The organism is Phenylobacterium sp. RIFCSPHIGHO2_01_FULL_69_31 (assembly GCF_001824475.1).
Taxonomy (GTDB): Bacteria; Pseudomonadota; Alphaproteobacteria; order Caulobacterales; family Caulobacteraceae; genus Phenylobacterium.
Genome location: NZ_MHXN01000014.1, coordinates 350,781 through 363,350 on the forward strand (window position 1 = coordinate 350,781; position 12,570 = coordinate 363,350).

The 12,570-nt window shown below is 69.3% G+C and carries 7 protein-coding genes; 3 read left to right on the plus strand and 4 right to left on the minus strand.

Annotated features, from left to right (window positions below; genetic code table 11):
* On the plus strand, positions 1-751 hold a 751-nt coding region (locus tag A2790_RS11005; RefSeq protein WP_293391187.1), incomplete at its 5' end, for a sensor histidine kinase.
* Positions 752-776: 25 nt separating this feature from the next.
* Here A2790_RS11005 and polA read toward each other — a convergent pair.
* Complete coding sequence (polA, locus tag A2790_RS11010; RefSeq protein WP_293391190.1) at positions 777-3,656, minus strand: DNA polymerase I; 2,880 nt, start codon at positions 3,654-3,656, stop codon at positions 777-779.
* A gap of 83 nt (positions 3,657-3,739) precedes the next feature.
* Positions 3,740-4,558, minus strand: a complete 819-nt coding sequence (locus A2790_RS11015; RefSeq protein ID WP_293391193.1) for an isocitrate lyase/phosphoenolpyruvate mutase family protein — start codon at positions 4,556-4,558, stop codon at positions 3,740-3,742.
* Positions 4,559-4,695: 137 nt separating this feature from the next.
* On the opposite strand from A2790_RS11015, the gene recF reads away from it, so the two are divergent.
* The gene (recF, locus tag A2790_RS11020) at positions 4,696-5,832 is read left to right on the plus strand and encodes a DNA replication/repair protein RecF (protein ID WP_293391196.1); all 1,137 of its coding nucleotides are present in this window, start codon (positions 4,696-4,698) and stop codon (positions 5,830-5,832) included.
* Here recF and A2790_RS11025 read toward each other — a convergent pair.
* Complete coding sequence (locus A2790_RS11025) at positions 5,787-7,331, minus strand: TonB family protein (protein WP_293391199.1); 1,545 nt, start codon at positions 7,329-7,331, stop codon at positions 5,787-5,789. The two genes, recF and A2790_RS11025, sit on opposite strands and share 46 nt — an antisense overlap.
* A 245-nt stretch (positions 7,332-7,576) precedes the next feature.
* Between A2790_RS11025 and gyrB the strand changes: the two genes are divergently transcribed.
* Positions 7,577-9,994, plus strand: a complete 2,418-nt coding sequence (gene gyrB / locus A2790_RS11030) for a DNA topoisomerase (ATP-hydrolyzing) subunit B (protein WP_293391202.1) — start codon at positions 7,577-7,579, stop codon at positions 9,992-9,994.
* Between the two features lie 40 nt (positions 9,995-10,034).
* Here the strand turns inward: gyrB and A2790_RS11035 are convergent, their stop codons facing one another.
* Positions 10,035-12,398 carry a TonB-dependent receptor gene (locus A2790_RS11035; protein ID WP_293391205.1) on the minus strand — a complete coding sequence of 788 codons (2,364 nt, stop codon included), beginning with the start codon at positions 12,396-12,398 and terminating at the stop codon, positions 10,035-10,037.
* Between the last annotated feature and the right edge of the window lie 172 nt (positions 12,399-12,570).

Sequence of the window (12,570 nt, forward strand, 5' to 3'; positions counted from 1 at the left end):
CGACTACGGCGACGCGGCTCACCGCTACGTGCTTCTGTCCATCGCGGACGTCACGGATGCGCGCCTCGCCGCCAAGCTCAAGGACGACCTGTTGCGGGAAAAGGCGATCCTGCTTCAGGAAATGCAGCACCGTGTCGCCAACAGCCTCCAGATCATCGCCAGCGTGATCCTGCAGAGCGCTCGGAAGGTCAGTTCGAACGAAACGCGGCTTCACCTCACCGACGCCCACAACCGGGTAATGTCGGTGGCCGCCCTGCAGCACGAACTTTCCGCCTCACGGCTCGAGGACGTGGAGCTGCGGTCGTACTTCAAGAAGCTGTGCGACAGCATCGGCGCGTCCATGATCCGCGATCACGACCAGCTCGTGCTGGAGGTGAAGGCCGACGACAGCACGAGCGCCGCCGACACCTCGGTGAGCCTCGGCCTGATCGTGACCGAACTGGTGATCAACTGCCTGAAGCACGCCTTTCCCGGCGGCCGCCCCGGCAGGATCGAGGTGGGCTACAACTCCCGCGGGCCCAACTGGACGCTGTCCGTCGCCGACGACGGCGTCGGCATGCCAAAGGACAACGCCAGCTCCACGCCCGGGCTGGGCACCAGCATCGTCGATGCGCTCGCGCACCAGCTGAACGCCCGCGTGCAGGTAGCCGACGCTCATCCCGGCACCGTGGTGTCGGTGATTCACACCCAGATCGCCGCCGTGGCGGACGACCGCGAAGACGAAGACCAGGCGCCTCGAACGGCGGTCTAACCCGCCCGAATGGCGGCTCCGGCCCTCAGTGCGCGTCGTCCCAGTTGGTGGCGGCGCGGGCTTCGACGACCAGCGGTACGGAGATCTGCAGGGCCGGCTCGGCGGCGCGCTCCATGATCCGGCGGGCGACGGCGATGACGGCCTCGGCCTCGGCCTCGGGGGCTTCGAAGACCAATTCGTCGTGCACCTGCAGCAGCATCTTCGCCGTGAGCCCTGCATCGCGCAGGGCGCCCGGCATGCGGATCATGGCCCGGCGCATGACGTCGGCGGCCGCCCCCTGAATCGGGGCGTTGATCGCCGCGCGGTCGGCGAAGGCCCGCTCCGCCTGCGACTTGCCGCGGGCGGCGGGGATGTGGACCTTGCGGCCGAAGATCGTGGTCACGAAGGCCTGGCTGCGCACCTGCTGCTGCATGCGGTCCATGTAGGTCCGGATGCCGGGGAAGCGCTCGAAGTAGGTCTTGATATAGGCCCCGGCCTCCTCCCGCGGGATCGAGAGCTGGTTGGCGAGGCCGAAGGCCGAAATCCCGTAGACGATGCCGAAATTGATCGCCTTGGCGCGGCGGCGGGTCTCGGCGGGCATGCCCTCGACCGGCACGCCGAACATCTCGGAGGCGGTCATGGCGTGGATGTCCAGGCCGTCGGCGAAGGCCTTCTTCAGCTGGGGAATGTCGCCGATGTGGGCCAGAAGCCGCAGTTCGATCTGGGAATAGTCGGCGCTGATCAGCACCTTGCCCGGCTCGGCGATGAAGCACTTGCGGATCTTGCGGCCTTCCTCCGTCCGAATGGGGATGTTCTGCAGGTTCGGGTCGCTGGAGGCGAGGCGGCCGGTGGTGGCGGCGGCCAGGCTGTAGGAGGTGTGCACGCGGTTGGTCGCGGGGTTGATCGCGGCGACCAGGTTGTCGGTGTACGTACCCTTCAGTTTCGAGAGCTGGCGCCAGTCCAGCAGGATGCGCGGCAGCTCGTGGCCCTGGGCCGCCAGGTCCTCCAGCAGGGAGGCGTCGGTGGACTGGGCGCCCTTGGCGGTGGTCTTGCCCGAGGCGATGCCCATCTCGTTGAACAGGATGTCGCCGATCTGCTTGGGCGAGCCCAGGTTGAAGGGCCGGCCGGCTGCGCGGTGGGCCTCCGCCTCCAGCTCCGCCATGCGCACCGAGAAGTCGTTGGAGAGCTGACGCAGCCGTTCGGGATCGACCTTGATCCCCGCAAGCTCCATCTCGACCAGCACCTGGGGCATCGGCCGCTCGACCGTCTCGTAGACGGTGGCAAGCTTCTCCTCCACGAGCCGCGGCTTCAGGTGTTCCCAGATGCGTAGGGTGACGTCGGCGTCCTCGGCAGCGTAGCAGGTCGCCGTCCCGAGCTCGACGTGCTTGAAGCTCTTCTGCCCCTTGCCCGTTCCCGCCACGGTCTTGAAGCTGATCGGCTGATGCTCGAGCAGGCGCAGGGAAAGCTCGTCCATGCCGTGGCTCTTGTGCAGCCCGCCCTCGAGCGTGAACGAGATCAGCATGGTGTCGTCGACGGGACCGACCTCGATCCCATAGCGGGAGAGGACGGCCATGTCGTACTTGGCGTTCTGGGCCACCTTGAGGATCGCGGGGTCCTCCAGCAGCGGCTTCAGGCGGGCCAGCGCCTCGTCGATCGGGACCTGGGTCAGGTCGGCGGGCGCCTCCAGCTCCAGGCCGCCCTCTCCTTCGTGCGCGTGGCCCACGGGGATGTAGCAGGCTTCGCCCGGCGCCACCGCCAGGCTGACCCCGCACAGGTTGGCGCTGGTGGCGCTGAGGGCGTCGGTCTCGGTGTCGAACGCCACGACCCCGGCGGCGTAGGCCCGGGCGATCCAGGCGTCGAGGGCGTCGAGATCGCGGACACACTGGTAGGCGGTAACGTCGATGGCGCCGTGCTGCGGCGCCGGGCGGGCCTTGGCTTCGGGGGCCGGGGTGGCCGGCGCGGCGATGCCGCCGGCCGAGCCTGCCTTGCCGTCCCCGATCCGCCGGGCGAGGGTGCGGAACTCCATCTTCTCGAGGAAGGCCTGCAGTTCGGCGGGATCGGGATCGTCGACCGCCAGCGCGTCGATGGGCTCGGGCAGCGGGGTGTCGCAGTCGAGCTGCACCAGCTGGCGGGAGAGCCGGATCTGGTCGGCAAACTCGATCAGCGTCTGGCGGCGCTTCTCCTGCTTGATCTCGCCGGCGCGGGCCAGAAGCGTGTCGAGGTCGCCGTATTCGTTGATCAGGGCGGAGGCGGTCTTGATGCCGATGCCGGGCGCCCCGGGCACGTTGTCGACCGAATCGCCGCAAAGCGCCTGCACATCGACGACCTTGTCCGGCGTAACGCCGAACTTCTCGGCGACCTGTTCAATTCCGATCCTCACGTTCTTCATGGTGTCGAGCATGAAGACGCGCTCGCCGACCAGCTGCATCAGGTCCTTGTCGGACGAGACGATCACCACCTCGCCGCCCATGTCGCGCACCTTGCAGGCATAGGCGGCGATCACATCGTCGGCCTCGTAGCCGGGCAGTTCCAGGCAGGGGACGCCAAAGGCTTTGGTGGCTTCCCGCACCAGCGGGAACTGCGGGACCAGGTCCTCGGGCGGCGGCGGGCGGTGGGCCTTGTACTTGTCGTAGAGCTTGTTCCGGAACGTCTGCTCGGAATGGTCGAACACCACGGCCAGGTGGGTCGGCGCCTCGGCGGACGTCTTCATGTCCACCAGCAGCTTCCAGATCATGTTGCAGAAGCCCGAGACCGCGCCCACCGGCAGGCCATCGGTCTTGCGGGTCAGGGGCGGCAAGGCGTGGAAGGCGCGGAAGATGAAGCCCGAGCCGTCCACCAGGTAGAGCCGGATCGCCGGGCCGTCCTGGGTGTTCGGCCGGTCGACGTCGGGAAGGGGCGGGGCGGCGGCGTCGAGCGTGTCGGTCATGGCCCCAAGATAGGGCCCCGCGCGCCGCAGGTCATCTGCCGCGCGGGGCCGATCTGTGCGTCGCCTGTCGCGCGGCGCGTCGGTCAGCTGCCCTGGCTGAACCGTCCCTGCAGGTTCGGGGCGCCGTCGCCGGCGCGGGACAGGGCGTCCGCGTCGCCGTCGCGCAGGAAGCCCTCCACCGCGCGGCCCATAGCGGCGTAGGCGACGCGGAAGGGGCTGATCGCAGAGCTCAAGCGGCGGACGCCCAGAGCCTTCAGCTCGGCTGCGGCCGGCACGCCCGTCCGGCCCATGACATTCAGCGGCCTCGGGATCGCGGCCGCCAGCCGGCCGATCAGCGTCGGATCGGCGGGGCCGGGAACGAAGATCCCGTCCGCGCCCGCCTCCGCGTAGAGCGCCGCGCGCTTCACCGACTCCTCATAAGCCGCCTCGCCCTCGGCCAGCCCGCGGAGGTAGACGTCGGTGCGGGCGTTGATGAACAGGGAGGCGCCCTGCCGCTGGGCCTGCGCGCGCACGGCGGCGATCTTGCGGGCGTGCAGGGCCGGGTCGCGGCCGCCGTCCTCGATATTGATCCCCACGGCGCCGGCCTCGATCACGCGGGCGATGTTGGCCGACAGCGCGTCCAGGTCGTCCGTGAAGCCGCCCTCGATGTCGGCGGTCAGGGGAACCTCGCCCGCCGCCTTTGCCGCCGCGGCGATCGTCGCCACGACCAGGTCCATCGGCAGGACGTCGCCGTCCGGATAGCCGTGCGCCCAGGCCACCGCCGCGGACGATGTGGCCACGGCCTTGGCCCCGGCGTCGGCCATGACCGCCGCGCTGGCGGCGTCCCAGGCGTTGGGCAGGACCAGCACGTCGGGCCCCTCGTGCAGCTTGCGGAAGCGTTCGGCCTTGGCGGTCTGGTTCATGGGGTCCCCTTTGACTGATCTCGATCCCAGGACGGCGATATGGGGTGGGCCGTGACATGCCGCTGGCGGAATCCGGACATGGACGGATGACGGCGTGGCCCTTCGCCCTGGCCGGCGAAACCCGCTAAGAGCCGCGAGTGACCTCGACGGCCCTCACACGCCTGGCCCTGACCGACTTCCGGTCCTACGCGACGGCCGAGCTCGTGCTGGACGGGCGGCCCGTGTGGCTGGCGGGGCCGAACGGCGCCGGCAAGACCAACCTCCTGGAGGCGGTCAGCTTCCTGATCCCCGGCCGCGGCCTGCGCGGCTCCAGCCTGGCCGAGGTTGGCCGGCGGATGCCGGGCGAGGCCGTAGGCCGCGCCTGGGCCGTGTCGGTGACGCTTCGGGCCGATGGGGAAGAGACGCGCCTCGGCACCGGGGTCGAACAGGCCGGCGCTTCGCGGCGTATCGTGCGGGTGGAGGGCGAGCCCGCGCCGCCGGGCCGCCTGGCCGAGCACGTGCGCCAGGTCTGGCTCACCCCGGCCCAGGACCGCCTGTTCCTGGAAGGCGCCGCCGACCGCCGCCGCTTCTTCGACCGTCTCGTGTTCGCCGCGGAGCCCGCCCACGCCGCCCACGTCCAGGCCTACGAGAAGGCGATGCGCGAGCGGATGCGCCTCTTGACCGACGGGCCGCCGGACGCCGCCTGGCTCGACGCGCTCGAGGCGCGCCTGGCCGAGGCCGGGACGCTGATGGCCGAGGCCCGCGCCCGCACCCTCTCCGCCCTGGCCGCCGAGATCGCCACCCGCGGCGAGCGGCCCTTCCCGCAGGCGCGCCTCGCCCTCACGGGGGAGTGGGAGCAGCTGGCGGGCGAGGGCGCCGCGTTCGCCGACATCGAGGCCCGGCTGGCCCGCGCGCTGGCCGCCGCGCGCGGGCGGGACGCCGCCGCCGGCCGCGCGCTCACCGGCCCGCACCGGGGTGACCTGTCGGTGATCCACGCCGAAAAGGACCGCGCCGCCGCCGAATGCTCCACGGGCGAGCAGAAGGCTTTGATCCTGAATCTCGTCCTGGCCCAGGCCGCCCGCCTCGCCCGCGCGCAGGCCCCGTCGCCGATCCTGCTGCTGGACGAAGTGGCCGCCCACCTCGACGCCCGCCGCCGCGCCGCCCTCTTCGACGAGATCGAGGCCCTCGGTCTGCAGGCCTTCCTCACCGGCACCGACGAGATGTTGTTCGAGGGCCTGAGCGGTCGGGCTCAGGGGTTCAAGGTGGATGCCGGCGGGCTCTCCGGGCGCGGCTGATTGAAGGTAGGAGCCGTGCAGTCGCGAGACTTGCAGAAGGCATCTCGCGCCGCAGCGGAGACCTCCTCAGCGATGTGCGCGACCCGGGCTTGAGCGTCTTCCTCTCCGGCAGCCCGAACGCGCTCGATCGCCGGCCCGACACTCTCTTCGAACCGAAGGATCTTCTGGAGATCCACCTCATCATATCGCTCGGCGACGAAGGCCGCCCGGGCAGAGATCATCGTCTCGATGTTGGCATCGCTCGCCATGAGCAGCGCGGTTTCCATTTCTTGTCTCAGCGCAGGGTCCAACGGCTTCAGAATAGTCGCCAGACTACTCCTGTTTGCCGCGTCCCTGCTCGGCTTGGCGCGTTGGGCCTGAAATTCGAGGATCCGGCGCGCCAGCATCAGGCGCGCGGACGGATTGGCTGCTGCCGCCACCGGTTCTGTCTCGGCGTCGTCCAGCGCAAAGAAATGCTCACGGATCGCCACACGCTTGCCGACATAGTCCGGGAGCGATTGGGCCGAGATTCGATATCGCTCCGCCAGCCCGCGCGCGGCCGCCTCGACGCCTAGCCCGCGGGGGCTCTCATAAACCAGCTCGCACTCTTCGGGAGCACCTTGGAGCCCCACCGTGCAGTCGAGCCGCGACCATCCAGCAATTCCGAAGAGAAAGCTAACCGGCCATGCCGCCAGGGTGTCGGTCAGCGTCGGCCGTTGCGACCATGGCGCACCGGAAAGGATTGGATCGGAGCTGGCAGTTTGTGGAGACATGGGGGCCGGTTCCGCGGCGCTTGAGCAATCGCGGGATTGGCACAGCAAACGGTGAGCCTCGGTCCGAAATCGCTCTTGGTCGTTCTGGCCGAGGCGCTTGAGCTCGGCGCTTTGGCCTGAATTCCCTGCCAACCATCGTCGCCCGACATCGCTCTCGGCGAAGGTCACGAACTCGGCCAACTCCGCCGGGCTCAGTCGAGCTGCAATGGCCGCGCCCAGCGCCTGTTGCAGATCGACAGTCTTCGCCCGGGCCGCCATCAGCAGAGCCTCGCCGGCTTCGGCGCCGACCTCACGAGGGACGCCGAAACGGCCCGCGGCGAGCTTCTTCGCTTCACGTTCATAGTGCGCGAGAAAGCCCGGAGCCGGATCGATCCCCTTCGCAAGCCTTGCCGCCAAGGCCTTGGTTTCGGCCGGGAGCGTCGGGGTGGGGGGCGCTGGCGGCAATGCGGGAAGTCGAAAATTGATCGGGATGCGGACGTCGCCATGAGGGGTCCGCCCTGACATGCCGATGCCGGGTCGCATCTGGAAGCTGCCGGACATGCGCAATGCAGCGGCGCGGAACCCTAGTCCTTTCGGCGCCTCTTCGGGCACAGAGCAGGATGAAAGGGCGCCGGTTGCGGTGACGTCGCACGAGAGCACGGCCCGCCCCTCTATCCCCAGCGCCATAGGAACCGGTGGATAGTGCCTGCTGATCTCGGCGGCATCCGGACGGCGCGCCCAGTCGGGCTCCAGTGAAAACTGGGCCAAGGCCGGCTCGCCAACCAGGGCGAAGGCAACCGTGCACGCGCTGAGCGCCCGGCCTCTGGTTCTGATGCGTGTGCTGGGCCCCGCCCGCTCCGGAATGCGTCCTCGAAACACGTGCAGAATCAGCCCCAGACCCTATATAGAAAACCTGACATCAGGCTCCGCGCGAAGCGCGCGGAACCACCATAGGGCGCCACGGCCACCCGGCCCAACCCTCGCGGGAACGCAGCGCCTCAGCTGGACGCAAGATGAGCGAAGAGAACGAGACGAACGGCCAGGCCGAATACGGCGCGGAATCGATCAAGGTGCTGAAGGGCCTGGACGCGGTGCGCAAGCGTCCGGGCATGTACATCGGCGACACCGACGACGGTTCGGGCCTGCACCACATGGTCTACGAGGTGGTGGACAACGCCATCGACGAAACCCTGGCCGGCTGGGCCACGCGGGTCGAGGTGATCCTGAACGCCGACGGTTCGGTGACCGTCACCGACGACGGCCGCGGCATCCCGGTGGACATCCACGAGGGCGAGGGCGTTTCGGCGGCCGAGGTCATCATGACCCAGCTGCACGCGGGCGGTAAGTTCGACCAGAACAGCTACAAGGTCTCGGGCGGCCTACACGGCGTGGGCGTCTCGGTGGTGAACGCCCTGTCCGAGTTCCTGAAGCTGAAGATCTATCGCGGCGGCAAGAGCTACGAGATGGAGTTCCGGCACGGGGATTCCGTGGCGCCGCTGAAGGAGACCGGCGACGCGCCGATGCGCGAGAACGGCCTGCCCCTGTCAGGCACCGAGGTCACGTTCTTCCCCTCGGCCCAGACCTTCGCCTTCATCGAGTTCGACCGGAAGACGCTGGAGCATCGCCTGCGGGAGCTGGCGTTCCTGAACTCGGGCGTGACCATCTGGCTGAAGGACTTCCGCGAGGCCGAGCCCTTCGAGGAGGTCATGCACTACGAGGGCGGCATCGAGGCGTTCGTGCGCCACCTCGACAAGGCCAAGACCCCGCTGATGAAGACGCCCATCGTGGTGCGGGGCAAGAAGGAGAACGTGGAGCTGGACCTGTCGCTCTGGTGGAACGACGGCTACCACGAGAACGTCCTCTGCTTCACGAACAACATCCCTCAGCGCGACGGCGGCACCCACCTGGCGGCCTTCCGCTCGGCGCTGACGCGGATCATCACCGGCTATGCCGAGAGCTCAGGGACAACGAAGCGCGAGAAGGTCTCGGTCAGCGGCGAGGACGCGCGAGAGGGCCTGACCTGCGTGCTGTCGGTCAAGGTTCCGGACCCCAAGTTCTCATCCCAGACCAAGGACAAGCTGGTCAGTTCCGAAGTCCGCCCGGCGGTGGAAAACCTCGTAACCGAGGGCCTCTCGACCTGGTTCGAGGAGCATCCGAACGAAGCGAAGATGATCGTCCAGAAGATCGCGGAAGCCGCCGCCGCCCGCGAGGCGGCGCGCAAGGCTCGTGAACTGACCCGGCGCAAGTCGGCGCTCGACATCACCTCCCTGCCCGGCAAGCTCGCCGACTGCGCCGAGAAGGATCCGGCCAAGTCCGAGATCTTCCTGGTGGAGGGCGACTCGGCCGGCGGCTCGGCCAAGCAGGCCCGCAACCGCGACAACCAGGCCATCCTGCCCCTTCGCGGCAAGATCCTGAACGTGGAGCGCGCCCGGTTCGACAAGATGCTGTCGTCGGAACAGGTCGGCACCCTCATCACCGCCCTGGGCGCCGGGATCGGCCGCGACGACTTCGACATCGAGAAGCTGCGCTACCACAAGATCGTCATCATGACGGACGCCGACGTCGACGGCGCCCACATCCGCACCCTGCTGCTCACCTTCTTCTACCGGCAGATGCCGGAGGTGATCGAGCGCGGCTATCTCTATATCGCCCAGCCGCCGCTCTATAAGGCGGCCAAGGGCAAGTCGGTCCGCTACCTGAAGGACGACGCCGAGCTCGAGATCTACCTCATCGACGAGGGCGTCGACGGCGCGACCCTGGACCTGCCCAGCGGCGAGCGCCTGACCGGCGCCGATCTCCTGGCGCTGGTGCAGACCGCTCGCGGGGCCAAGGCCAATATCGAGCGCCTTGCCGCCCGCGCCCCGGCCTTCGCCATCGAACAGGCGGCCATGGCGGGCCTCCTGGCCGAGGGTGGCGATCCCGCCGCGGCCGCCGCGCGCCTCAACCTCTACGCCGAGGAGGGCGACGGGCCCTGGTCGGGCGAAAAGGCCGCCACCGGCGGCTTCGCGTTCAGCCGGGTGAAGCGCGGTGTGTCCGAGCGCGTGGTGCTGGACGAGCTCCTGCTGCATGCTGCCGACGCCCGCCGCCTCGCCGAACGGTCCAAGGACCTGGCCCAGGTGTTCTCGGGCGTGGCCACCTTCACCCGCAAGGACCGCACGGCCAAGGTGCGCGGCCCCCTCGACCTGGTCGCCGCCGTCATGGACAACGGCCGCCGGGGCCTCTCCATCCAGCGCTACAAGGGCCTGGGCGAGATGAACGCCGAGCAGCTGTGGGAAACCACCCTGGACGTCGAGGCCCGCACCCTGCTGCAGGTCCGCGTGAACCACGCCGACGACGCCGACGACATGTTCACCCGCCTCATGGGCGACCTGGTCGAACCCCGCCGCGAGTTCATCCAGGAAAACGCGCTGGACGCCGAAGTCGACGTCTGACGCGAGGCGGGCCGACGCCCGCATCGGCCGGGGAATTCGTCTAGAACGAGGCGAACAGGGTCATGCCGACGGTGGCGGGCCGTTGTGGCGTGATCTGGCGCGCCTGCGGCGCGGTGAACGGGTTGCCGAACGAGAAGGTGTCCCGGAACGAGTCGAGAGCATTGGTGACGAACACCTGCGCGCCGCGGCCATCGCGGCTGATCTCGCCCAGCACCCGCGTCTGCGTGAAACCCCCGGTGCGGGGGAGGCGGGCGTCGAATGACACGCGCGACAGGCCCACGTAGATGGCCTGGCCGACGAGCCGCATGGTCCAGTCGCCGAAAACCGGGCGCTCGTAGCTGATGAGGGCGCCTCCGGAAATCGGGGGCGAGCCGGGGAGGCTCTTGGCGAGGACGGGTGTGAACTCGAGGTTGGCCTTGGTCGTCCGGGTGCGCGACACCCGCCCGTTCAGCTGGGCGAGGAATCCGTTGTCGGTCCGGAACGCGACCTCGGCCTCCAGCCCCAGCACGTGCGCATCGCCGGCGTTGGTCGTGTAGGGGATGCCCGATTCCTGGAACTGGTCCGTCTGGATGCCCTTCCAGACGTCGTAGTAGAGCGCCGAACTCAGCGACAGCCGGTTCTCGAAACGCTCCAGCTTCAGGCCCAGTTCGTAGTTGCGCAGCCGGTCCGACGAGAAGGTCTCCCGCGCCTTCGGCGGCGGTTCCGCCCCGCCGGTGTTGACGCCGCCTGGGCGGAAACCTTCGGAGATGACGACGTAGACGAGATCGCCGTTCCCGAATTGGCGTTGCAGCGAAATCTTCGGGGAGATGCCCGTGTAGTGGTTGCGGCTCTCCTGGCTGCGGGGATCGAAGCGTTCGGCCGCCACGTCCGAGCGGATCCGCCGTTCGATGTCGTACAGGCGCCCGCCGAGCGCCAGCATCCAGCCTGGGGCGGGTTCGTAGGATATCTCGGCATAGCCGGCGATCTCGCGGATCGTCTCGTGCCGTCGTTCGGAATAGACGGACTGGTTGGGCTCGCCGGGGTTCTGGGCCAGGAGTTCGCTGGGGGACCGCAGCCGCGCCTCCGAAGCGTAGAGTCCCGCCAGCCATTTCAGCTTCGAGGCGCCACGGGACGTCAGCACGATGTCCTGCACCAGCATCCTGGTGCGCGTACGCTCGGAATAGGCCAGCGTCTCGGCGTCGTCCGTGTAGGTCTCCTGCACGGGCGTGGCGTCGAACAGGCTGCCGTAGGCGTGCCGCACGAAGCCGGTGGAGGACGTCAACTCCGCGCCGCCCCACGAGTACCGGGCCGTCCCTGTGACCAGCTCGATGTCGTTCTCGTGCGGCTCGGGGATCAGAACCGCCCGTTTCCGCCCGATCCCCCGGATCGTGTAGTGCGTGTCCTCCGAGCGCAGCCGCTGGGCGGCGCCCGTCACGGTGATCGACAGGGCCTCCCGCGGTTGCGCCAGCAGCGTCAGCCGGCCCCCCTGGCGCTCGGTGCGATCGACGTTGCTGCGGTTCTGGACGATGTCGTCGAGGTAACCGCCCTGCACTTCGTTGTAGGCCGACAGGCGCAGGCCCGCCGTATCCCCCGCGATCGGGACGTTGACGTAGGCCTCGACGGCGCCGCTGGGCCCGCCGCCCTTGGTGGTCGCGCCGGTGACCCGCGCCTCTGCCGACCATTGGCCGAGGTCCGGTTTGCGGGTGACGATCCGGTAGACGCCGGACAAGGCTCCGGCGCCATACAGTGCGCCCTGCGGCCCTCGCGCCACCTCGACGCGCTCGACGTCGACCAGCCGGAGGTTGGGGTCGGGCGCGTTGTAGTTCACCGGGAGGTCGTCGAGGTAGGTCGCCACCGTCGAACGGGCTCGCCCCGTGAACACGCCGTCCGAGAGGCCGCGCAGCAGCAGCTTGTTCCGGCCCGGCCCGAGATTGGTGGTCAGCACCCCCGCCATCTGGGCCGCCGCGTCGCTGGGATCGCTGGCCCCGGTCTCGTGCAGGCGGCGCCGGTGAATGGCCGTGATGCCCACGGCCAGCTCCCGCGAATCGCGAACCCGCTTGGTCGCGGTCACCAGCAGCTCACCCACGATGACCGGCCGCGCCGGCGGCGGCGTCTGCGCAACCTCGGCCTGACGTGCGGGCGATATCTCCACCGCGCCGGCAGCGACCATTCTCCAGTCGCAGGGCGCGCCGGCCAGCAGCCGCGAAAGCGCTTCCTCTACGGTCATAGCGCCGGCCACCGGGCTGCGCGAGACGCCCGGGCAGGCGGCTGCCCCGATCAGGGTGACGTTCGCCTGCTGAGCCAGGTCGAGCAGCGCTTCGGGATACGGCTGCGGCTGGATGTGGAAGCGCACGCGCGTCGACGCGGCTGCGGCAGGGTCGCCGCCGCCCAGCGCCATCGCGACGAACGCAATGGCGGCTCCCAACTCCCGACGCCCGTGGATAATCTGCTCCGCCTCAGTCCGGATCGTCCGATAGGGTCGGCTTCGGCGCTTTCCGAAGCAGCACCAGCCCCCCTCGGAAAGTACCGATCTTACCGGGGGCATCAAGGACAGACGCGTGGCGATGGCGGCGTGGCGGCCAGCACGACGGCGCCGG

Bases quoted from the DNA above. Each gene is read 5' to 3' on its own strand.
- gyrB (WP_293391202.1), top strand. From the start codon at position 7,577: ATGAGCGAAGAGAACGAGACGAACGGCCAGGCCGAATACGGCGCGGAA.
- A2790_RS11015 (WP_293391193.1), bottom strand. From the start codon at position 4,558: ATGAACCAGACCGCCAAGGCCGAACGCTTCCGCAAGCTGCACGAGGGG.
- polA (WP_293391190.1), bottom strand. From the start codon at position 3,656: ATGACCGACACGCTCGACGCCGCCGCCCCGCCCCTTCCCGACGTCGAC.